At 62.5% G+C, this 20,449-nt stretch carries 22 protein-coding genes; 7 read left to right on the forward strand and 15 right to left on the reverse strand.

The genetic code is table 11. The features are described 5' to 3' along the window. Both ACROHD_RS16805 and ACROHD_RS16810 read right to left on the reverse strand, forming a co-directional pair. The coding region (locus tag ACROHD_RS16805) for a glycine zipper family protein (RefSeq protein WP_432679519.1) at window positions 1-255 on the reverse strand (255 nt) is incomplete at its 3' end. A gap of 45 nt (window positions 256-300) precedes the next feature. Beyond that, on the reverse strand, window positions 301-468 hold the full coding sequence (locus tag ACROHD_RS16810) for a hypothetical protein (protein ID WP_432679520.1): 168 nt from the start codon (window positions 466-468) through the stop codon (window positions 301-303). A gap of 136 nt (window positions 469-604) precedes the next feature. Between ACROHD_RS16810 and ACROHD_RS16815 the strand changes: the two genes are divergently transcribed. Further along, entirely contained in the window at window positions 605-1,627 is a 1,023-nt protein-coding gene (locus ACROHD_RS16815) for an AraC family transcriptional regulator (protein WP_432679522.1), read from the forward strand. A gap of 84 nt (window positions 1,628-1,711) precedes the next feature. On the opposite strand, the gene ACROHD_RS16820 is transcribed toward ACROHD_RS16815, so the two are convergent. After that, the gene (locus ACROHD_RS16820) at window positions 1,712-1,834 is read right to left on the reverse strand and encodes a hypothetical protein (RefSeq protein ID WP_432679524.1); all 123 of its coding nucleotides are present in this window, start codon (window positions 1,832-1,834) and stop codon (window positions 1,712-1,714) included. A 186-nt stretch (window positions 1,835-2,020) separates the two neighbouring features. On the opposite strand from ACROHD_RS16820, the gene ACROHD_RS16825 reads away from it, so the two are divergent. Then, complete coding sequence (locus ACROHD_RS16825; RefSeq protein WP_432679525.1) at window positions 2,021-2,956, forward strand: CorA family divalent cation transporter; 936 nt, start codon at window positions 2,021-2,023, stop codon at window positions 2,954-2,956. Here the strand turns inward: ACROHD_RS16825 and ACROHD_RS16830 are convergent, their stop codons facing one another. Genes ACROHD_RS16830 through ACROHD_RS16850 form a run of 5 tightly spaced genes read right to left on the reverse strand, consistent with a single transcriptional unit; the run spans window position 2,957 to window position 7,424 of the window. Next, window positions 2,957-3,679 (reverse strand): SDR family NAD(P)-dependent oxidoreductase, encoded by a 723-nt coding sequence (locus ACROHD_RS16830; RefSeq protein ID WP_432679526.1) that lies wholly within the window; start codon window positions 3,677-3,679, stop codon window positions 2,957-2,959. A 1-nt stretch (window position 3,680) separates the two neighbouring features. Continuing rightward, the gene (locus tag ACROHD_RS16835; RefSeq protein ID WP_432679527.1) at window positions 3,681-4,229 is read right to left on the reverse strand and encodes a DUF3833 domain-containing protein; all 549 of its coding nucleotides are present in this window, start codon (window positions 4,227-4,229) and stop codon (window positions 3,681-3,683) included. Next, complete coding sequence (locus ACROHD_RS16840) at window positions 4,226-5,395, reverse strand: class I SAM-dependent methyltransferase (protein WP_432679528.1); 1,170 nt, start codon at window positions 5,393-5,395, stop codon at window positions 4,226-4,228. Before ACROHD_RS16840 ends, ACROHD_RS16835 begins: the two co-directional genes overlap by 4 nt. Beyond that, complete coding sequence (locus ACROHD_RS16845; protein ID WP_432679529.1) at window positions 5,395-6,141, reverse strand: DUF1365 domain-containing protein; 747 nt, start codon at window positions 6,139-6,141, stop codon at window positions 5,395-5,397. The genes ACROHD_RS16840 and ACROHD_RS16845 overlap by 1 nt, the downstream gene beginning before the upstream one ends. Then, window positions 6,138-7,424, reverse strand: coding sequence for an NAD(P)/FAD-dependent oxidoreductase (locus tag ACROHD_RS16850; protein ID WP_432679530.1), 1,287 nt, complete (start codon window positions 7,422-7,424; stop codon window positions 6,138-6,140). Before ACROHD_RS16850 ends, ACROHD_RS16845 begins: the two co-directional genes overlap by 4 nt. Before the next feature lie 221 nt (window positions 7,425-7,645). Here ACROHD_RS16850 and ACROHD_RS16855 point away from each other — a divergent pair, with 221 nt between their 5' ends. Continuing rightward, the gene (locus tag ACROHD_RS16855; RefSeq protein WP_432679570.1) at window positions 7,646-8,167 is read left to right on the forward strand and encodes a sigma-70 family RNA polymerase sigma factor; all 522 of its coding nucleotides are present in this window, start codon (window positions 7,646-7,648) and stop codon (window positions 8,165-8,167) included. After that, entirely contained in the window at window positions 8,164-8,802 is a 639-nt protein-coding gene (locus ACROHD_RS16860; RefSeq protein WP_432679531.1) for a ChrR family anti-sigma-E factor, read from the forward strand. The genes ACROHD_RS16855 and ACROHD_RS16860 overlap by 4 nt, the downstream gene beginning before the upstream one ends. A gap of 36 nt (window positions 8,803-8,838) precedes the next feature. Here ACROHD_RS16860 and hisD read toward each other — a convergent pair whose 3' ends face one another. Beyond that, on the reverse strand, window positions 8,839-10,107 hold the full coding sequence (gene hisD, locus ACROHD_RS16865) for a histidinol dehydrogenase (protein WP_432679571.1): 1,269 nt from the start codon (window positions 10,105-10,107) through the stop codon (window positions 8,839-8,841). 220 nt (window positions 10,108-10,327) lie between these two features. Here hisD and ACROHD_RS16870 point away from each other — a divergent pair, with 220 nt between their 5' ends. Further along, on the forward strand, window positions 10,328-10,864 hold the full coding sequence (locus tag ACROHD_RS16870; RefSeq protein WP_432679533.1) for an RNA polymerase sigma factor: 537 nt from the start codon (window positions 10,328-10,330) through the stop codon (window positions 10,862-10,864). Continuing rightward, window positions 10,861-12,963: a vWA domain-containing protein gene (locus tag ACROHD_RS16875; RefSeq protein ID WP_432679534.1), complete on the forward strand. Its 2,103-nt coding sequence runs from the start codon at window positions 10,861-10,863 to the stop codon at window positions 12,961-12,963. The genes ACROHD_RS16870 and ACROHD_RS16875 overlap by 4 nt, the downstream gene beginning before the upstream one ends. 93 nt (window positions 12,964-13,056) lie before the next feature. Here the strand turns inward: ACROHD_RS16875 and ACROHD_RS16880 are convergent, their stop codons facing one another. The 6 genes from ACROHD_RS16880 to ACROHD_RS16905 form a co-directional block, all read right to left on the reverse strand. Beyond that, window positions 13,057-13,395 carry a c-type cytochrome gene (locus tag ACROHD_RS16880; protein ID WP_432679535.1) on the reverse strand — a complete coding sequence of 113 codons (339 nt, stop codon included), beginning with the start codon at window positions 13,393-13,395 and terminating at the stop codon, window positions 13,057-13,059. A 152-nt stretch (window positions 13,396-13,547) separates the two neighbouring features. Then, window positions 13,548-13,883 (reverse strand): c-type cytochrome, encoded by a 336-nt coding sequence (locus ACROHD_RS16885; RefSeq protein WP_432679536.1) that lies wholly within the window; start codon window positions 13,881-13,883, stop codon window positions 13,548-13,550. Between the two features lie 261 nt (window positions 13,884-14,144). Next, window positions 14,145-15,446 (reverse strand): NAD(P)/FAD-dependent oxidoreductase, encoded by a 1,302-nt coding sequence (locus ACROHD_RS16890; protein ID WP_432679537.1) that lies wholly within the window; start codon window positions 15,444-15,446, stop codon window positions 14,145-14,147. Between the two features lie 6 nt (window positions 15,447-15,452). Continuing rightward, on the reverse strand, window positions 15,453-16,847 hold the full coding sequence (locus ACROHD_RS16895) for an aspartate aminotransferase family protein (protein WP_432679538.1): 1,395 nt from the start codon (window positions 16,845-16,847) through the stop codon (window positions 15,453-15,455). 24 nt (window positions 16,848-16,871) lie between these two features. Next, the gene (locus ACROHD_RS16900) at window positions 16,872-18,260 is read right to left on the reverse strand and encodes a glutamine synthetase family protein (protein WP_432679539.1); all 1,389 of its coding nucleotides are present in this window, start codon (window positions 18,258-18,260) and stop codon (window positions 16,872-16,874) included. Between the two features lie 305 nt (window positions 18,261-18,565). Then, window positions 18,566-19,216, reverse strand: a complete 651-nt coding sequence (locus ACROHD_RS16905; RefSeq protein WP_432679540.1) for a GntR family transcriptional regulator — start codon at window positions 19,214-19,216, stop codon at window positions 18,566-18,568. 143 nt (window positions 19,217-19,359) lie between these two features. Between ACROHD_RS16905 and ACROHD_RS16910 the strand changes: the two genes are divergently transcribed. Continuing rightward, window positions 19,360-20,445, forward strand: a complete 1,086-nt coding sequence (locus tag ACROHD_RS16910; RefSeq protein WP_432679542.1) for a polyamine ABC transporter substrate-binding protein — start codon at window positions 19,360-19,362, stop codon at window positions 20,443-20,445. The last annotated feature ends 4 nt before the right edge of the window (window positions 20,446-20,449 follow it).

Here is a 20,449-nt window from a genome sequence, read left to right on the forward strand (position 1 = left end):
CAAGGCGCCGACGACCAGACCGGCGGCAATGCCTTCGGCCTCGCTCACGTCATCATCGGCCACGCCGGCCAGCGCGCCGATGCCCGCGCCAAGCGTGGCGCTGCCCGCTGTCTGGCGGTCGAACTGGCGTTGATTGGCGGCAAGCGTCTGGCAATCGTGCAGGTCGCTCGAATAGGCGGCGCTCGGCTCTCCGTCGAGAATGGGCGCGTAATTCGCCCCGCTCTCGGCGCAGGCAGAGACCAATGCGGCGATCATCAGGGAAGAGAGGGGCAGAACAGGTTTCAAGGAAAGTTATCCTTTTCAGAGTTTCATGAGTGGAGAGAGGAAAGGGAAGGGGTGAACCGGCAGGTGCGCGGGCCGGTCGGGCAGGCCCATATCTGCGCGCAGTCGGTCGGGCAGGGCGGAAAGCGGGCAGGCCCAAACCGCAAAGCGCCGCCGAGACAGGCGGGTGATCAGGCAGGATTTCATGACGACTTTCCTTTGGATATTTCGATGACAGCGACCTAGGCTGCAGCCTGCGTCCTCGCCATGACCTGGCGTTCCAGCCTGTTGGCAATTCGTGCCAGCGCGGCTAGGTCTGGGACAAAGTGATTGGAATGACGACATGATTGCAGCGACAGGCCCCACGGCAGCGGCGGGGATCGTGAAGGGGTTTCTGGATTACGCAGTGGCGCAGGGCGCGAACCGGGATGGTTTGCTTTCGGCCTCGGGGCTGGCCGGCACGGATCTGTCCGATCAGGATGCGCGGGTGTCACTAGGGGCCTACAAGGCGCTGATCGAGGCGGGCTGTGCGGCCACAGGGGACGGGGCGCTTTCCATTCGTTACAGCCTTGGCACCAAGCTGGAGGAGGTCTCGATCGTCGGGTTGATCGTGCATTCCTCAGCCTCGATGGCGGATTCGATGGTGCAGCTCAACCGCTATGCCAAGCTGATTGTGGAGCTCGACATCATGAACGGTGCGGAACGCTATAGCGTCAGCCCGGAAAACGGGCAGATCTGGATTGTCGACAACCGGCCAGATCCGAACAGCTTTCCTGCGCTGACCGAAACCGCCTTTGCCCGGTTCATCGGAGAGTTCCGGCGCAGCTTTCCAAAGGCGGATTTCGCGCTGGAGATGGAGGTGAGCTATCCCGCCCCGCCACATGCCGCTGCCTATGAGGAGCTCTACCGCGTGCCCGTCCGCTTCGGCGCGGCGCGCAATGCGATCCGCATTGACCCCACATGGCTGGAGGTCGAATGGGAGGACACCAGCCGCTATGTCTTTGGCATCTTCGCCAGCCGCGCCGATCAATTGCTGGAGGATCTGTCACGCGACGGGTCAGTCAAGGCGCAAGTGGAAACGCGGCTTATGGCGATCCTGCACGAGGGTGAGATCTCGATGGACAGGATGGCGCAGGATCTGGGGATGAGCCGGCAGACCCTTTATCGCCGTCTAAAGGAAGAAGGGGCCACTTTTGGTGGAATCCATGATGCGCTGCGCAGGCGGATGGCCTGTGACTACCTGTCGGCGCGCAAGGTTTCGGTTAACCAGACGGCCTATCTGGTGGGGTTTTCGGAACCATCCTCCTTCGTGCGGGCCTTTCGCCGCTGGACGGGCCAGACACCGAGCGACTTCCGCGCTGCCTGAGGGAATAAAAAAAACGGCACCCCGGAAGATGCCGTTTTCAGGTCTCTGCTCGCGCCTCGCTGTGATGCGCGGCGAACATCAGGCTTATGCTGCCGCGTCCGCGGCGTCGCCTTCTTCTTCCCGACGGGCGAGGATGAACTTGTAGAGCGCGTTGGCGCCCATCGTGCAGCATACGACAGTGGCGATGCATGCCAGATAAAGGGTCATTCTGTATCTCCTTGCTAATATGGGTTCCGGGAATTTGGCGTGGCTTTGTGGCAGGTTCACGGCGCGGACGGGGAAAATGGAGAGCATTTTTGCTGTGCAGTTGGGGCGACATGCTGAATAGTGAAACGGGCTGAAAACCGCACTACCGGCATCTAGGATCCACCGGACGCACTTGAGAGAGAAGGTATGCTGAGGGCTTTTCACTGTAGCGGCAGGGCTTTGGTCGACGCGCCTCCTTCGGCGGCGATCTGGGTCGATCTGTTCCAACCGTCAGAGGAAGAAACGGCAGCGCTGCGCGGGCTTGGCATTGCGGTGCCGAGTCTTGCAGAAATGGAAGAGATCGAGCTGTCCAACCGGCTCTACCGAGACGAAGAGACGGAAGTTCTGACTGTGGTGCTGACCGGAGAGGATGACAGCGGCACGCAGATCGTGGCGCCGGTAGCGTTCATTCTGACGCCCGAGCGCCTGGTCACAGTGCGTCATCACCAACCACGACCCTTTTCTACCTATCCGGGTCGCGCCGGGCATTCATCAGCCGGAATCGACAGCCCCGAACGGCTTTTCCTGGGCCTGGCCCAAGAAATCGTGGCGCGTCTGGCGGATCTGCTGGAGGGCGCTGGGCGGGTCCTGGACGTCACGGCCCGGCGGGTATTTTCAGGTCAGACGAGCAGCGATGCACATGCGCTGCAAGAAACGTTGCGTGAGGTGGGACAGCAGGGCGAAGCGATCGGGCGGATCCGGCTGGCGTTGCTGACGTTTGAACGGGCGCTCAGCTTTTTCGGATCCAGTGATCGCGACGCGGCAGTATCGGCGCTGATAGGTGGGTTGATGCGAGATATTGAGGCGCTGTCGGAACACAGCGATTACCTGTCGTCGCGCATTGAACTGACCGTGGATGCAACGCTTGGGATGATCACTCTGGTACAGAACTCCACGGTGCGCATCTTCTCGGTGGTGGCGGTACTGTTCCTGCCACCAACTTTGGTCGCGTCGATCTACGGGATGAATTTCGCGGTGATGCCGGAACTGAGCCAGACGTGGGGTTATCCGGCGGCGCTGCTTTTGATGCTGGCCTCGGCGGTTGGCTGCTATGTGGTGTTCAAATGGAAGAAGTGGCTATGATCAGCCAAGCATCCGGCGGAAGAGTCGGATGGGCAACACGCTGCCAAGCCGGAAGAAGGTGGCCATCGGCCAGGGGAAGGACTTGGCGAAACGGCGCGATGTCATCGCCTTGAGCGTCCGCGCGGCGGCATCCTCGGACGACAGGATGAAGGGCATGTCGAAGCTGTTCTTTTCGGTCAGCCGGGTCTTGATGAAGCCGGGGTTGATCTGCTGGACCCTTACACCGGTGCCGCGCAGGTCCATGTAAAGATTCTCCGCCAGCTGCATCAGTGCGCCCTTGCTGGCGCTGTAGCCGATGGCGCCGGGCAGCCCCCGGAACCCGGCAAGCGAACCGATTAGCACGATATGCCCGGTACCGCGTGCGGCCATGCCCGGCACCACATGGCCAAGGGTGCGCAGGGCACCGGTGAAGTTGACCTCTGAGACAACAAGTGCCTGATCGACGTCCCAATCCTGCGCGCGCATCGGCTCATAGGCCCCTGCGCAGTAGATCACGCCGTCGATGTCGCCCAGTTCCGCCACGGCCGCCTTAACCGACGCGCTGTCGGTCACGTCCATCGGAAGCGCTCGGGCGTGGGGCAGGGAAGAGGCGAGCGTCTCCAACCGGTCCGCATTTCGCGCCGACAGGATCATATGCGCGCCTTCAGCCGCCATCAGCCGGGCCAGTGCACGGCCAAGCCCTTCGGAGGCCCCGATCAGCCAATAGGTTTTTCCGGTAAACATGTCAGGCGGCGGGGCGCATGGTGGCGATCAGCTCTGCCACCCGCAGCCCGTATTTGCGCATTTCAGACCTGTTCATGATCACGCCATTGTCCATCAGGTACATCCAGTCCGTGACGTCGAGAACATGGCCACCCGCGTCCTGGGACAGCTTCAGCCGGTAGGTCATGCGCACCGTCGCGCCCGACACCACGCCGCGCCCGGTGCCGATGATGTCATCGGCGGTGGCGGTGAAGGTTCCGTCATTGGCCACGTTGAGAAACCATTTGCGGTCCTGCGTGCCGCCGCCTGCATAGCGGAAATGCTCGGCCAGTGTGCCGGTCGCTCCTGTCCATTCCCCCTGCATATCCGCGGTAAACCGAGAGGTGACGGTGCCAAGCGGGCCATAGATCACACCCTCGCAATGGATGGGGCCGTTCAGATGGCGGCGGATGTCGAAATCGGGGCCAGTATGTGCGTAGGACTCGGGCGTTTGGCGGCGAAAGCTGAACCGCGCGCGGAACACAAGCCAGAGGACAAGTGTCAGGGCAAGCGCTGCAAGAACATAGGTCATCGGTTCGCCCCCCCGGCATGGGCCAGCGCAACCTGATGAACACCGGTCTGACCGGTCAGGAATGCCGCCGTGCATGACCCGAGATAAAAACGCCACCCGCGCAGGAATTCTTCCGGCAGGCCAAGGCGGGCAATGCGGCGGTTCTCGGCTTCCATTCGGGTTTGCCATGCTTTGGTGGTGGCCGCGTAGTGGTGCCCGAAGGCGAAATCATCGACGACCTCAAGCCCCGCCTGCGCCGCCTGCGCCCGGATCACGCCCGGTGACAACAACATGCCGCCGGGAAAGATGTGCGACCGGATGAAATCGGACCCACGCCGATAGATGCCGAAATAGTCGTCGGGCACGGTGATGACCTGCAATACCGCGCGGCCCCCATCGGCCAGCCGATCCTTCAGCGCGCCGAAATAGATGGGCCAGTAGCGTTCGCCGACGGCTTCGACCATCTCGATCGACACGATATTGTCGAAACGTCCGCGTGTGTCCCGGTAATCTTGAAGGCGGATCTCGGCCCGGCCATCAAGGCGGGCATCGGCATATCCCTTTTGGCTGGGGGACAGCGTTAGCCCGGTGACACTGTGCCCCCGGTCGGCGGCGGCTTCGGCAAACCCGCCCCAACCACATCCGATCTCCAGCACGCTTTCGCCGCTGAGCTGATCGAGGATACGCGTGTTCTTGCGGTCTTGTGCGCGGGCAAGGTCGCTGTCGCCATCGGCAAAGAGCGCCGAAGAGTAGGTCATCCCCCGGTCAAGCCACAGAGAATAGAATTCGTTGCCCACATCGTAATGCTTGCGAATGTTGCGCGCGGCCCCGGTCCGCGAATTGGCCCGCATCACGGTGTTGAGCAGCCGATACCCGATACGCGCCCAGAAGCCGCCATAGACGAAGCTTTCCAGCCGGTCCATGTTCTGAAGCGCGACCTGGCACAGGTCTGAAACCGAGGGTGTATCCCACAGTCCCGCAATATAGGTTTCGCCGAACCCAATGTCGCCTTTGGCGGCGCAGGCGGTGACGACGGACCAATCGCGGATCACCATTTCAGCTTCGGGCAGACCCTGGCCAAAATCGTAGATCTCGCCTTCGGGGGTGCGCAGACGCAGGCTGCCATTGGTGATCTGGCCGCAGCTTTCCAGAAAGTCGCGTTTCACTCGGGCGGTCAGGAACAGCATCAGCTTACCTCTTCAGTGGGGGCGTCGGGGCGGGGGCGGTAGAGCGCCCCTTTGAGTTTCAGGCGAAGCGCGTGCCAGTGGATCAGAACCCATGTCCGCGCGGTGCCCGCCGGGCGGCGCATGGCAGCGGCCAGCAGCGTGGTATTTGTCATTGGGCGGCGCAGGCCGGTCAGGGTGGCGATGACGCCCTCGGGTCCGTTTTCATGGCCGATGCGGATGGCGATCCGGTCAGGGGTGATGCGGAACTGAAAGCGGTAGCCGCCGCGGATTTCCTGAAAGGGTGAGACATGCATCAGCTTTTCTGCCTCCAGCACATCCTGGGGTTGGATCGGGGTGAATCCGCCATGTGCGGACAGATAGCTGTGCCGGTCGCCGAAGGTGTTGGTGACCTCTGATATTACCGCGACCAGATCGTCGCCCCGAAAGGCCAGCCAAAAGCTGACCGGGTTGAAGACCCGGCCAAGGAAAGCGGGTTGAGTGAGCAGCAGGATGCGCGCGCCCGTCAGGCCGCGGTCTGCCAGCACCTCTTGCGCCCAGGCCACCCCGCGCCCTTCGCCCGGCGCGCCGCCGTGGTGACGGTCCTGAACGGAATAAAGCCCCGCGCCATTCCGGGCGAAAAGCGCGGGGCCGTCGCGGCTTTCGGGGTCGATCAGCACAAAATCCACCTCATGGGTGAATGTATGCCGAATGCCCCCGCGCCGCGCATGGGTGGTCTGGCTTTGCAGATGTTCTGGCCAGTGGCTCATGCCGCCATCACCTGCTGGTCCTGCAACGCACGCGCAATGCGCACCGCGCTGGCGAACCCATCCTCGTGAAAGCCGTGGCGCGTATAGGCCCCAGCAAACCACGTGTTGTTGCGCCCCTGCATGTCGCGCAGCTGCCCCTGCGCGCGCAGCGCGGCAAGGTCGAAGACCGGATGGGCAAAGGTGTTCTGGTCATAAACCAGCTCTTCGCGGATCGAGCGGGCGGGATTGAGCGTGATGAAATGCGGGTCATCCTCGGGGATGTTTTGCAGCCGGTTCATCCAGTAGCTGACGCCGATGCGGGTGCTGTCTGCGGTTTTTTCTGCCTGATAGACCCAGGACGACCAGACCTTGCGCCGCTTGGGCATCTGCGCCGGGTCGCGATGCAGCCAGACTTCGTTATCCTGAAACCGGATCGCCGACAGCGCCTGTTGTTCTTCCTTGGTGGGCCGGTCCAGAAGGCGCAGGGCCTGATCGGAGTGGCAGGCGAAGATGACATGATCGAACACCTCTGCCGCGCCATCCGTAACGACTGTGGATGCACCACCCGACCGGCGCACCGTTTTCACTGGCTGGCTAATGCGCAAATCGGTGCCCGTTTCACGAAGATACGCCTCTAACCGGCTGACATATTCGCGGCTGCCGCCATCCACCGTCCACCACTGATGCTGGCCATGTGTCGACATCAACGCATGGTTTCGGAAGAACTGCACCAGCGCCTTGGCCGGGAAGGAGAGGATCTGTTCCGGCGGGGTGGACCAGATCGCGCCAGACAGCGGCACGAGGTAGTAATCGCGGAACCAGCGGCCCAGTTTCAGGTCACGCATCAGGTCGGCAATGGTGGCGCTGTCGTCTTTGGCCAGTTCCTCGGCCCGCGCATTGAAGCGCAGGATATCACGCAGCATCCGCAGGAAACCGGGGCGCGCAAGGTTCGATCGCTGCGCCAAAAGCGCGTCGAGATCCTTCAGCCCGTATTCGATGCGGCCATTGTCCACCGTCGCGCCGAAGCTCATGTCGCTTTTGGCCACGGGCACGTCCAGATCCTGAAACATGCGTGTCATGTGCGGATAGTTTGCGTAGTTGAAGACGATGAACCCGGTATCGACCGGCTGATCCCCGTTCTTACCAGCCATCACGGTGCGTGCATGTCCGCCAAGGCGCGGTTCGGCTTCATAGAGTGTCACCGCATCCGTACGCGACAGCAGCCACGCGGCTGCAAGCCCCGAAATGCCGCCACCGATAATGGCAATGCGGCGGGCGGGGCGGAAAGGGGCGTCAAAGGACATGAGGATCTCCGTCAAGGTCGGTTGTCATGGATACGGGCTGGCAAAAAGATCGGATCAAAAATGATCCACAAATTGCGCCGCTGCGTAGAAGTCGTATGTTGATGACGGCTGATATGACACGGGGCGATGCAACGGCGCGGAAACGGCGTCCGGCGCGGCCTGTGCAAGGGAACGGGAAAGCCGTGGTCAAAGGGCAGGATATTTCGGATCAGACCGTGTGGATGCTTGCGGTGCGTGATGTGCGCGACAAGGCGGCTTTTGCGCAGCTTTTCGACTTCTATGCACCGCGTCTGAAGGGGTTCGTCATGCGCGGCGGGATGGATGCGGCGCTGGCCGAAGAGATCGTGCAGGACGTCATGCTGACGGTCTGGCACAAGGCCGCGCAGTTCGATCCGGAACGGGCGCAGGTGTCGGGCTGGATCTATCAGATCACACGCAACCGCCAGATCGACACGATCCGTCGTACCGGAAGGGCCATGCCTGAGGAATTGAAGCATGAAGACGAGCACGAGCCCGACGCCGGGCAGGTGTTGGCGATGGAACAGGAAGCAGGAAAGTTGAAACAGGCGCTCAGCCGCCTAAAACCAGATCAACGCGCGATGATCGAGAAAGCCTATCTTGGCGATCTGACACATCAGGAAATCCGCGAACAGACAGGGTTGCCGCTTGGCACCATCAAATCCCGCATCCGGCTGGGGCTGGACCGGCTGCGCCATGAGTTGAAAGAGCTACGAGAGCCATGAGTAACATCACCCATCACATCCCCGAGCCGATGCTCGCGGCCTATGCTGCCGGGACTTTGCCGCCGGTGTTCGAAACCGTCGTGGCGACGCATGTGTCCATGTGCGCGGCCTGCCGGGCAGGTATGCAGGCGCATGAAGTCGCTGGCGGCGCGGTGCTGGAAGCGGGCGACGGGGCCGATCTGTCCGACGCGCTGAAGACCGACGTGCTTGCGCTGCTGGACGGGCCCGCGCCTGAAGACCGCCCCGCGCCGAAGCGTAAGGGCATTTATCCCGGCCCGGTTATCGCAGCGCTGAAAGATCGCGAGCCGCGCTGGAAAAGCCTCGGCATGGGGGTGCGCCAGTCGATCCTTATGGATGGGCCCGAAGGCAGCCTGCGGCTGTTGCACATCCCGCCGGGGCGCGCGGTGCCCGATCATGGCCATAACGGGATCGAGATGACATTGGTCCTGCAAGGCAGCTTTGCCGATGAAACCGGCACTTTCGGCGTCGGAGATCTGGAGGTTGCGGACGAGGAGCTGGAACACACCCCGGTAGCGGGACAGGGCCTGCCCTGCATCTGCCTTGCCGCAACGGACGCGCCCTTGCGGTTCCGCACGCTGGTTCCGCGCCTGTTGCAGCCGCTTTTCCGGATCTGACATCCGCGTAGGGTGGGCAGTGTGCCCACCCTCCTTCTATCCCCTCAGCCGAATATCTGCGGTGCGGGCATGGCCTTCCATGCCTTCCAGCCGGGAAATCCGCGCGGCCGCCTCGGCCACAGGCCGCGCGCCCTCTGCCGTGGCTCGCTGCCAGGTGACGGTTTTCAGGAACTTGTGGACGGACAGCCCGCCCGTATAGCGCGCGGCACCCGAGGTGGGCAGCACGTGGTTCGGGCCTGCGCATTTGTCGCCGAAGGCCACTGTCGTTTCCGCCCCCAGAAACAGCGAGCCATAGACCCGCAGCCGGTTCAGCCACCAATCCAGCCCCTCGGCCTGCACATGCAAATGTTCGGGCGCATAGCGGTCGGCGGTACGGGCCATCTCTTCGAAACTGTCGCACAGGATGATCTCGCCATGGCGCGCCCAGGCCTGCCTTGCGTTTTCCGCATTGGGCTCGGGCAGGGTTTCGATCAAGCCGGGAACCATAGCCAGAACGCTTTGCGCCAGCGTGGCGTCATTCGTCACCAGCCACACAGGCGAGTTATAGCCATGCTCGGCCTTTCCAACCAGATCCCAGGCCACGGTTTCGGGATTGGCCTTGGTATCTGCGATAACCATGCTGTCGGTCGGGCCTGCCACCATGTCGATGCCGATCGGGCCAAAAAGCTGCCGCTTCGCCTCGGCCACATACTGGTTGCCCGGCCCCACCAGAATATCCGCCCCTGGCAGGCCGAAATGGCCATGCGCCATGGCCGCCACCGCCTGCACCCCGCCAAGCGCCAGGATCGCGTCGGCGCCCGCAAGGTCCATGGTGAAGACGATGGCATCGGGGATGCCCTGACCCGGCTTGGCCGGTGACGTCGCGGTGATATGCGGCACGCCCGCCACCTTGGCGGTGGTGATCGTCATCAGGGCCGAGGCCACATGCGCATAGCGCCCGCCCGGCACATAACAGCCCGCCGCCGACACGGGGATCAACCGCTGCCCCGCCACCAGCCCCGGCGCCAGCTCGATCTCGCAATCCGTGACCGAGGCGCGCTGCGCTTCGGCAAAGCGGCGGATATTGTCGTGGGCGTAACGTATGTCCTGCTTGACCGCGTCCGGCACACGGGCGATGGCGCGGGCGCGGTCGTCGTCCGAAAGTAGAATGTCCCCCTCCCACCGGTCGAACTGAGCGGCCATGCGGCGGACGGCCACTTCGCCCTCGGTCTCGATCACCCGCAGCATCAGCGCGACCTGATCGGCCAGATCGCGCGTGTCCGCTCGGTCCGTTGCGACCGCCTGCTTGATGTAGGAAATGGTCATAAGCTGCGCTCCAACAGGGCTGAAGATACCCATCCTGAATGTGGGAAAATCAGAATTTCGTCAATAAAATTAGTACATTAGAGCCTTCATTTCGATTTTCTGGAATTCCGGTTTTCAGACCCTGAAACCCAGATCGCCAAACCGGCGAGAGTCAAAAAAGAATATTTCACTTTCTTCCCAAGGATCGCGGCTTAGGGTGCGTCCAAGGATAGACATGCGCATGAGTGTAAGTGATCAGGACCTGGCCCTGGCGGCTGCCGGTGGCGACGAAGCGGCGTTCGAGGCGCTGCTCGCGCGCAACTATGACCGGCTGTTTGCATTGTGCTTTCGTCTCACCGGATCGCGGGCAGAGGCAGAGGATCTGACGCAGGATATCTGCGCTGCGCTGCCCGCCAAGCTCGCCAGCTACCGGGGGCAAGCGCAGGTGACGACATGGCTGTACCGTGTGGCGGTGAATGCCGCGACCGACCGCCGGCGCCGTGCCGCCGCCCATGCCCGCGCGGCAGAAGGCTGGGGTGATTGGGAAGTGAACCGCCGCAAGGCCGCCGCCGAGGATAGCGAACAGGTCGCTTGGCTCTATCGCGCCATGGCGCAGCTCTCTGACAGCCTGCGCGACACGCTGGCCCTTGTGCTCGACGACCTGACCCATGCCGAGGTGGCCGAGATCCTGGGTGTTTCCGAGGGCACGATCAGCTGGCGCATATCCGAGGCCAAAAAGGCGCTCGCCCGTATTCGCAACGAGGAGGAGTCAGCATGACCCCCCGCAATGATGATTTCGATCTGGACGACCTGAAGTCGGCCATGACAGCGGCCACCCCGGCCGCCGATCCCGCGCGCCGCGCCGAAAATCTGGCGCTGGCGAAAAAAAATTATGAAGCGACCCAAGGATCGCGGGCCGAGGCCCGTCAAAGCTCTGATCGTCCCCAAACGGGGGGCTTTTTCAAAGGAGCTTTTGACATGCTGATTTCACGAACTGCCCTTGGCGGATTGACCGCCACCACCGCCATCGTCGCCGTTGGCTTCCTGTTTCTCAGCCCGCAGGGGCAAAACCTGCTGCGCCCGCCCGTTGACACTGGTCCGGTGATTTCCGAGCCCGAGGTTGTTCTGGGCGTTGACCGGGAAGTTGCGGATGCCAGTGACGCCGATATCTCGGGCGATGTCATCATCGCCGAAACCGCGACCGAACGCCCGAGCGAGGCAGCGCAGGAGACGGCAGGGGAAGGCCGCCTGCAATTGTCTGATGTCCAGGCCGAGCCCATGGCACCCCCGTCCCCCGCCCCGACGGACGGTCTGCTCAGCCTGTATTCTAGCGGCGATGCCGGGGGTGGTGCCTTCCAGCAGCAGGGCTACGGAAACACCGCTGTGATGAACTCTCGTGGCACGCTGGCCCCCGGTGTCGTGGGGGGGCTCGTCGCCTCGCCCGACATGATCGCTCCGCCCGAGGCCGATACCGAGGAGTTTGCCAACGAAGACGACAACCCCCTGCGCATCACGGCGGAGGACCCGGTCTCGACCTTCTCGATTGACGTGGACACGGCCTCGTGGTCGCTTCTGCGTTCCTCGCTCAACCGGGGCCAGATGCCGAACCCCGATGCCGTACGCATAGAGGAGATGATCAACTATTTCCCCTATGACTACGCTGCCCCCGATGCGGACGATGCCAGCCCCTTCCGCCCCACGGTGAACGTCTTTGAAACCCCGTGGAACCCGGACACACGGCTGGTCCGCATCGGTTTGCAAGGGGAACTTCCTGCCATCGACGACCGCCCGCCGCTCAACCTCGTGTTCCTCATCGACACTTCAGGGTCGATGAACGATCCGAGCAAACTGCCGCTTCTCATCCAGTCCTTCCGCATGATGCTGGACCGGCTGGACCCCGAGGATGAGGTCGCCATCGTTACCTATGCGGGCTCTGCCGGCGTGGCGCTTGATCCGACGCCTGCCAGCGACCGGGGGGCCATCGAAGCGGCGATCACCAGCCTTCAGGCGGGCGGCTCCACCAATGGCGCCGGCGGCCTGCGCGAAGCCTATCGTCTGGCCTCCGAGATGTCGGAAGAGGGCGAGGTCAGCCGCGTGTTGCTGGCAACGGACGGTGATTTCAACGTCGGCATTTCCGACCCCGAAGAACTGACCGATTTCATCGAGGACCAGCGCGACAGCGGCACCTATTTGTCGGTGCTCGGCTTCGGGCGCGGCAACCTGCAGGATGACACGATGCAGGCCCTGGCCCAGAACGGCAACGGCACCGCCGCCTATATCGACACGCTGAGCGAGGCCCGCCGTGTGCTGGTCGATCAACTGGCGGGCGCGCTGTTCCCCATTGCCGATGACGTCAAGATCCAGGTGGAGTTCAACCCTGCCGTGATCGCCGAATACCGGCTTATCGGCTATGAAACACGGGCGCTGGCGCGTGAGGATTTCAACAACGATGACGTGGATGCCGGCGAGCTTGGCGCAGGCCATTCCGTCACGGCCCTTTATGAAGTCACCCCCGTGGGCAGCCCCGCCCGCCTGACCGACCCGCTGCGCTATGCCAGCGATACGCCCGAGGCCGAAGCCGCCGACCATTCCGACGAGTTAGGCTTCCTGCGCCTGCGGTGGAAGGAACCGGGCGAGGAGGAAAGCGCGCTGATCGAGTTCCCGATCGAGATGACCGACAGCCCCGATCCCGAGGCCGCCTTCGCCGCCGCCATTGCCGGTTTCGGCCAGCTGCTGCGCGGGTCCGACTTCCTCGGCGACTGGACCTATGCGGATGCCATTGCGCTCGCCAATGCCAACCGGGGCGAGGATGAGTTCGGCTACCGCTTTGAAGCGGTGCAGCTGATGCGCCTGGCCGAAAGCCTCGACGCCAACTGAGCGAACCACGCCACAGCGCGGAGCGATCGAGCAGCCTGTCCCCCCGCTTCTCCGCGCCGGGACCCCGGGGGATGTCCCGCCTCCGGGGTCCCCTTATTGCTGGATGGTGGCCAAATAGGCGGCCATCTCGCGCACCTCCTCGGACGAATAGCGCGCGCCCCAGACCGGCATGGGTGATCCATGGGCCCGCACACCTTCGCGCCCGTCAATAATCGCGATCACCATATCCATGGGAAAGCTGCCACCGTTTACCGCAGAAAGCGTTGTCAGATCGGGGGCCAAGGCGCCGGGGCCCTGGTTCTGGTGACAGGAAAGGCAGGCGTCGCGATAGACCTGTTCAGCATCGGACGGTTGGTCTACCGGCGCTTGGCAGGCTCCAAGCGCAAGACCAAGGATCGGTGCGGAAAGTGCCCTTTTCAAACCTGGTTTCATGCGCCTCACTCCCGGAGATGTGATCCAATTCATCCCATTGACGGTGGCAATTATCTTCGCCGAAATCAACGTTCTTTCATCGTCGTCCAACGGCCGTCGCGCGCAGAGATGCCTTGGTCAGTGCGTGGGGCGTTGTGGCCAGAGTGCAATGATTATTGCTGGATCGAGGCCACATAGGCCGCAAGATCCCGAACTTCCGGCGGCGTCAGGAATGCACCCCAGACCGGCATGGCCGAGCCATGGGCCCGCAGCCCGGCGCGCCCGTCGATGATGCGAGTCACCCGGTCCATGGGAAACTGCCCGCCATTCATTGCCGCAAGCTCTGTCAGGTTGGGCCCCTGAGGGCTGCTGCCTGGCTCATGGCAAGTGGCGCAGGTTGCCCGGTACATCATCGCCCCCCGTCCGGCATCGGGGCCCGGCGACTGGCAGGCGGCCAGCCCCGACAGGCCCAGAACACACGAGACAGCAAAGATCAGTCGGTTCGACATCGCTCCCGGCCCTCCCGTGGCCCTTTCTCCGCATTCTTGACAATGCCAAGTAAGCCACGATCAGGCAACCGCCCTGGCCTTCTTCTTTGCCCAAATACTCCCGCCGGAGGCATCCCGACCTCTCCGCCGACGCAGCGTTTGTGTCTAGAGGGCAGGCCCATCCGCTCGGTCGTGGCAACACGGCCCGACGAGGCCTCCCGCGCAAGCGGGGGGTTGAAGAGGGGCGTTCGCGGATCGGCGCGCATGGCGCGGCGAAACGGCTCAGAGCTTGTCGCGCAGGGAAAACCAGAGCATCGCCAGCACCAGAAGCGGCCAGCGAAACGCCACGCCGCCCGGAAAGCGCGGGGTCGGGACTGCAGCCATCACGTCGAAGCGTTCCGCCTGTCCCGCGATGGTCTCGGCGGCGATCTGGCCCGCCAATGTCGCCATCGCGACACCGTGGCCGGAATAGCCCGACAGGCTCAGGATATTGCCTGCGACCCGCTCAAAATGTGGCATCCGGTTCATGGTGATGCCAAGCGTGCCGCCCCAGCCATGGGTGATTCTCACGCCTTTCAGCTGCGGAAAGATTTCTTCCAGCGGCTTGCGCACTGCGCCCGCGATGTCGCGGGGGAAGCGATAGCGATAGCTTTCGGTGCCGCCAAACAGCAACCGGTGATCATCGGAGAAGCGGAAATAGTTGACCACGAACTTGCTGTCCGCAACCGCGTGGTTGCCCTTGATGATCTCTTCCTGCCGCTCCGGGCCAAGGGGCTCTGTCGCCACCACGTAATTGTTGATCGGCATGACCCGCGCCGCGACTTTGGGCGCGAGATTGCCCAGATAGCCATTGCAGCCCAGAACGACGTGGCGCGCCGTGACCTGCGCCGTGTCCGTCACGAGACGAGCGGGATCGCCTTCTTCCAGCCGCTCGACCTTCGACATCTCGAAGATCCGCGCCCCCGCGCCCGTTGCCAGCCGGGCCAGTCCAAGCGCCAGTTCCAGCGGGTCGATATGGCCCGCGCCCATGTCGATCGTGCCGCCGTGATAGGCAGGGGAATTCACCAGAGCGCGCAGTTCCTCGCGGTCCAGCGCCCTGATCTGGTCATAGCCATATTCTGTTTGCAGCTTTTCGGCGTAGGCTGCGTAGTCCGGCACATAGCGAGCCCGGTGCGCGGCGTGGATGACGCCGGGGTGGAATTGCGCATGGACCTCCTCGCGCCCCGCGATCTCGCGCACCAGATCAACCGATTGGTTGGCGATATCCCAAAGCGCGCGGGCCGGGCCTGCGCCCATCATCGCCTCCAGCTCATCCTGCTCCAGCCGCTGGCCTTGCCCGACCTGTCCGCCATTGCGTCCCGATGCGCCAAAGCCCACGCGGGAGGCTTCCAGCAGCACCACGTCATAGCCGCGCATGGCAAGGTGCCAGGCAGCGGACAGCCCGGTAAAGCCGCCACCCACCACGGCCACGTCGCAAGTGATTTCGCCCTCTGCCGCCGGAAACCGGGGCAGGGCGGTGGCCGCATGGGCGTAGTAGGACGGGGGATATTCCCCCGGCCTGTCATTGATGCTGAGAAGGTCCATGACGGATCAGGCGGGTTCCATCAGCCCGCGTTCCTTGGCAATGGCGTGGGTTTCATCCAGCGCCTTCGTGGCCCGCTCGATCAGCGTGTCGATATGGTCGGGCGTCATCACCAGCGGTGGCGAGATGATCATCCGGTCGCCCACGTGACGCATCACCAGGTTGTTGGCGAAACAGCGGTCACGGGCGATAAGCCCGACGGTGCCCGCGGGTGCTTTGAAGGCGGCACGACTTTCCTTGTGCGGTGTCATGGCGACGGACCCCATCATGCCCACGATCTTCGCTTCCCCGATCAGCGGATGGTCGGCCATCGCTTCCCATTTCGTTTTCAGGTAAGGCGCGGCCACGTCGCGGACGTGATCGACGATCTTTTCCTCTTCCAGGATGCGCAGGTTTTCCAGCGCCACGGCGGCGGCAACGGGATGGCCGGAATAGGTGTAGCCGTGGTTGAACTCGGTTGATCCGATGACCTCTGCCACCTCGTCCGAAAGGATTGACCCGCCAATCGGCGCATAGCCAGAAGACAACCCCTTTGCGATGGTCATGATATCGGGGCGGATGTTCAGCGTCTGGCTGCCGAACCAGTTCCCCGTGCGCCCGAAGCCGCAGATCACCTCGTCGGCGATCAGCAGGATCTCGTACTTGTCACAGATGCGCTGGATTTCCGGCCAGTAACTGTCGGGGGCCACGATGACCCCACCCGCGCCCTGCACGGGTTCCGCGATGAAGGCCGCGACGCGGTCCTCGCCCAGTTCCAGGATCGCCTCTTCAAGTTCCTGCGCGCGCTTCAGCCCGAATTCCTCAGGCGTCATGTCGCCTCCCTCGGCCCACCAATTGGGCTGGCCGATGTGATGGATGTTCGGGATCGGGATGCCACCCTGCGCGTGCATATGGACCATGCCACCAAGCGAGGCAGAGCCAACCGACGAGCCGTGATAGGCGTTCTTGCGGCTGATGATGACGTTCTTTTCCGGCTTGCCCTTGACCTGCCAATAGGTCCGCACAAGGCGGATATTGGTGTCATTGGCATCGGATCCGCCAGCGGCAAAGAAGGTGTGGTTCAGATCCCCCGGCGCCAGCTCTGCCAGCTTCGCGGCCAGGGCGATCGCCGGCACATGGGTGGTCTTGAAGAAGGTGTTGTAATAGGGCAGCTCGCGCATCTGGCGGGCGGCGACCTCGGCCAGTTCATCGCGGCCATAGCCGATATTGACGCACCAAAGCCCCGCCATGGCATCGAGGATCTCGTTGCCGTCGCTGTCGGTCAGGGTCACACCGCTGGCGCGGGTGATGACACGGGCACCCTTTTTGCCAAACTCCGAATTGGCCGAGAACGGGTGCACATGGTGGGCCGCATCGAGCGCTTGAAGCTCTGCTGTTGGCATGTGGTTGCTGATCATGTTCATTGTCTTGTTTCTCCCATCAGGCCGTCAGACGTTCAGCAGCAGATGCTGGCGTTCCCACGGTGAAATCTCTCGTTGATACTCTTCATTCTCGGCGCGTTTGATGTCGCCATAGAGCTGGCAGAACTCCTCGCCCAAAACGGCGCGGATCTCTGTCGCCTCTTCGAACGTGTCCAGAGCCTCGCCCAGGCTGGCGGGCAGCGCATCTTCTGTCTCCCAGACCTCGACCTCGACGGGAGGGCGCGGCGTGGTGCGGTTCATCATCCCGAGATACCCCGCCGCCAGAGAGGCAGCGATCGCCAGATAGGGGTTGCAGTCCATACCGGTCACACGGTTTTCCACCCTCCGGCCATCCGGGCCGGAATGTGGAATGCGCAGGCCGGTTGTGCGGTTGTCGCTGGCCCATTCGAGGTTCGAAGGAGCGCTTTGGCCTTCCACGGTGATCCGACGATAGGAATTCACGTAAGGGGCCAGCAGCGGAACCAGCTCCATCAGGTATTTCTGCGATCCGCCGATGAAATGGTGGAAGGCGTCGGACGGGCTGCCATCCTTGTTTGAAAAGATGTTCTTGCCGGTTTTGATATCCACCACGCTTTGATGCAGGTGCATCGCGCTGCCGGGTTCGTCGCGAATAGGCTTGGCCATGAAGGTGGCGAAGATGCCGTTCTTCAGCGCCGCTTCGCGGATCGAGCGTTTGAAGTAGAACACCTGATCGGCCAGCCAAAGTGGATCGCCATGCAGAAGGTTGATCTCAATCTGGCCTGCACCGCCTTCCTGGATCACCGTGTCGATGCGAAAGCCCTGATCCTCGGCGTAGTCATAGATCGTGTCGATGACCGGCCCGTATTCATCCACCGCGGCCATGGAATAGACTTGGCGGCTGGCGCCCTTGCGCCCGGTGCGTCCAAGCGGCGGCTCGATTTCCTCGTTCGGGTCGGTGTTGGGCTTGGTCAGGTAAAATTCCAGCTCAGGCGCGACCACGGGTTTCCAGCCCTGCGCCTTGTATAGCCCCAGAACCCGGCGCAGCACGTTGCGCGGGGCGATGCCCAAAGGCTGGCCCTCGCGGGTTCCCAGATCGCAGATAATCTGAAGCGTCGGGTCATCGGCCCAGGGAACGGCGGTAGCGGTGGACATATCCGGCGTCAGCACCACGTCGCGTTCCAGCCACTGGTTCTCGATCTCCATATCCACATATTCGCCCGAGATCGTCTGGTAGAAGAGCGAGATCGGAAGGAAGAAGGTTTCGTTCGGGCGGAACTTGTAAGACGGCATCGCCTTGCCGCGCGAGGTGCCGGCAAGGTCTGGAATGATGCACTCCACTTCCTCCAGAGAGCGCCCGTCCAGATATTCGAGAAAGGCTTCGGGCAAATCGGCAATCCAATCGGCCTCGGATTTCGCTTTTCGGGGCGTTCGCATGGGGTCCTGTCGCGGTGTTTGGTCGGTGAAGGCCCGGCACGGGGGATGTGGCCGCATTGTCGCGGGGGCCGTTCGGTCGCCTGCTGAAAGAATATGATCAAAATTTTGAGTCTGTCAATCAGGCTGTCGGTTGGTTTCGCCGGGCCTCCGGCCACGTCGACCCGCGGGGGGGGTCCTGCCCCGCACCCCCTGGGGTATAGTCACAAAGAAGAAGGGTCTTGTTCAGGAAAGTGGGCTTCGACCACGAACCCGCGTGCATGAGGGGTGCACGCCCGGTGCACGGGGGGTGCCGGAGGCTTTCAGGTTCAGCTGCCCAGTGCCTGGGTCATCAGATCGAGCCCCTGCTGGATGTCTTCCTCGATGGCGCGGGCGGCGGCGGCGCTGTCGCCACGGCGGAGCGCCTCGATGGTTTCCGAATGCATATCGGGCAGGTTCGAGGTGCCGAACCGGCCGCTGACGACGCGCAGAGAGGGGCCGAATTGCAGCCAAAGCGACGTGACGATCTTGCGCAGGATGGGGGTGTCCGCCATGTCATACAGAGCGAAATGGAAGCGGAAATTGCTTTCCAAATAAGCCTCAATATTGCCGGTTTCTATGGCCTGATCCACTTTTGCATCAAGGGTTTCGAGCCGGGCAATGCCTGAATCGGTAATCTTTTCAGCCGCCAGCTGCGCCATCTTGGGTTCCAGCGCGAAACGGGCGTAGTAGATCTCGTCTATGCGCTGCGGGGACAGCTGCGGGACACAGACCCTGCGATTGCCAAGCGCCTCAAGCGCGCCCTCGGCGGTCAACCGGCGAATCGCCTCCCGTACAGGGGTGACGCCTGCCCCGACCGCATCTTTGAGCCCCAGAATCGTGACCCCCTGACCGGGCAGAACCTCGCCAAAAAGAATCATGTTGCGGATCTTTTTATAGATCGCCTCATGTTCAGGCAGCTTTGGATCACTTGCAGTCACATTAAAGGCCTTTCATGATCATTTCCGGGTCATGGATACCCGATTTGCCGGGCTTGGGGAGTGATTCTCATAAAATTCTTGCGCCGAATCGGGTTTTTGATCAAATAAAAAAGAAATCACTCAGTCCAACGGGAGAACTGCGGATGTCTAACAGGGTAGTCATGCTGGCGGCAGCGGGATCTATGATCGCGCTTTCTGCGGCAGCGGAAGAGGTTCGGGTCTATAACTGGTCCGACTATATCGACGAGGCGCTTCTGGCGCAGTTCGAGGAAGAAACAGGCTATGACCTGATCTATGACGTGTTCGATTCCAACGAGCTTCTGGAAACCCGGATGCTGGCCGGTGGTTCGGGCTATGACGTCGTGGTCCCCTCGGGCACATTCCTGCAACGCCAGATCGAAGCGGGTGCTTTCCAGCCGCTTGATTTTGACCTGCTGCCCAATTCCGGCAACATGTGGGATGTGATCAGCCAGCGCACTGCGCAATACGACCCCGGCAACGTCTACGCGATCAACTACATGTGGGGCACGACCGGCATCGGCGTAAACGTGGATCGCGTGCGCGAGATCCTGGGCGAAGATGCACCGCTTGCCTCGCTCGATCTGATTTTCAACCCCGAGAACATGGAACGGCTGGCGGAATGCGGCGTCTATTTCCTTGACGCTCCGACCGAGATGATCCCGGCCGCGCTGACCTATATCGGTGAAGACCCCGACAGCCACGACCCCGACGTTCTGGAACTGGCGGAACCGGTCCTGACCGCCGTGCGCCCCTATGTTCAGAACTTCCACAGCTCTGAGTATATCAACGCGCTTGCCAACGGCGATATCTGCGTGGCCTTCGGTTGGTCGGGCGACATCCTGCAGGCGCAGGCCCGCGCGATCGAGGCCGATAACGGCGTGAACATCGCTTACAACGCCCCCAATGAAGGCGCGATGATGTGGTTCGATATGATGGCGATCCCGGTTGATGCGCCGAACCCTGCCGGCGCACATGCCTTCCTGAACTTCATCATGGATGCCGAGAACATGGCCGCCGCGTCGAACTATGTGTTCTATGCAAACGGTAACCTCGCCAGCCAGGAGTTCCTGCTGGAAGAGATCATCAATGACCCGGCAATCTACCCCGATGAGGCGACACTGGCCAACCTCTACAGCACCCGTCCCTATGACGCCCGCGTGCAGCGTCTGGTGACTCGCATGTGGACCCGGATCAAATCGGGCACCTGATCGG

The sequence above is a fragment of the Nioella aestuarii genome (genome assembly GCF_050896395.1).
GTDB classification, from domain to species: domain Bacteria; phylum Pseudomonadota; class Alphaproteobacteria; order Rhodobacterales; family Rhodobacteraceae; genus Nioella; species Nioella aestuarii.

Bases quoted from the DNA above. Each gene is read 5' to 3' on its own strand.
- ACROHD_RS16810 (WP_432679520.1), bottom strand. From the start codon at position 468: ATGAAATCCTGCCTGATCACCCGCCTGTCTCGGCGGCGCTTTGCGGTT.
- ACROHD_RS16815 (WP_432679522.1), top strand. From the start codon at position 605: ATGATTGCAGCGACAGGCCCCACGGCAGCGGCGGGGATCGTGAAGGGG.
- ACROHD_RS16820 (WP_432679524.1), bottom strand. From the start codon at position 1,834: ATGACCCTTTATCTGGCATGCATCGCCACTGTCGTATGCTGCACGATG.
- ACROHD_RS16825 (WP_432679525.1), top strand. From the start codon at position 2,021: ATGCTGAGGGCTTTTCACTGTAGCGGCAGGGCTTTGGTCGACGCGCCT.
- ACROHD_RS16830 (WP_432679526.1), bottom strand. From the start codon at position 3,679: ATGTTTACCGGAAAAACCTATTGGCTGATCGGGGCCTCCGAAGGGCTT.
- ACROHD_RS16835 (WP_432679527.1), bottom strand. From the start codon at position 4,229: ATGACCTATGTTCTTGCAGCGCTTGCCCTGACACTTGTCCTCTGGCTT.
- ACROHD_RS16840 (WP_432679528.1), bottom strand. From the start codon at position 5,395: ATGCTGTTCCTGACCGCCCGAGTGAAACGCGACTTTCTGGAAAGCTGC.
- ACROHD_RS16845 (WP_432679529.1), bottom strand. From the start codon at position 6,141: ATGAGCCACTGGCCAGAACATCTGCAAAGCCAGACCACCCATGCGCGG.
- ACROHD_RS16850 (WP_432679530.1), bottom strand. From the start codon at position 7,424: ATGTCCTTTGACGCCCCTTTCCGCCCCGCCCGCCGCATTGCCATTATC.
- ACROHD_RS16855 (WP_432679570.1), top strand. From the start codon at position 7,646: ATGCTTGCGGTGCGTGATGTGCGCGACAAGGCGGCTTTTGCGCAGCTT.
- ACROHD_RS16860 (WP_432679531.1), top strand. From the start codon at position 8,164: ATGAGTAACATCACCCATCACATCCCCGAGCCGATGCTCGCGGCCTAT.
- hisD (WP_432679571.1), bottom strand. From the start codon at position 10,107: ATGACCATTTCCTACATCAAGCAGGCGGTCGCAACGGACCGAGCGGAC.
- ACROHD_RS16870 (WP_432679533.1), top strand. From the start codon at position 10,328: ATGAGTGTAAGTGATCAGGACCTGGCCCTGGCGGCTGCCGGTGGCGAC.
- ACROHD_RS16875 (WP_432679534.1), top strand. From the start codon at position 10,861: ATGACCCCCCGCAATGATGATTTCGATCTGGACGACCTGAAGTCGGCC.
- ACROHD_RS16880 (WP_432679535.1), bottom strand. From the start codon at position 13,395: ATGAAACCAGGTTTGAAAAGGGCACTTTCCGCACCGATCCTTGGTCTT.
- ACROHD_RS16885 (WP_432679536.1), bottom strand. From the start codon at position 13,883: ATGTCGAACCGACTGATCTTTGCTGTCTCGTGTGTTCTGGGCCTGTCG.
- ACROHD_RS16890 (WP_432679537.1), bottom strand. From the start codon at position 15,446: ATGGACCTTCTCAGCATCAATGACAGGCCGGGGGAATATCCCCCGTCC.
- ACROHD_RS16895 (WP_432679538.1), bottom strand. From the start codon at position 16,847: ATGAACATGATCAGCAACCACATGCCAACAGCAGAGCTTCAAGCGCTC.
- ACROHD_RS16900 (WP_432679539.1), bottom strand. From the start codon at position 18,260: ATGCGAACGCCCCGAAAAGCGAAATCCGAGGCCGATTGGATTGCCGAT.
- ACROHD_RS16910 (WP_432679542.1), top strand. From the start codon at position 19,360: ATGTCTAACAGGGTAGTCATGCTGGCGGCAGCGGGATCTATGATCGCG.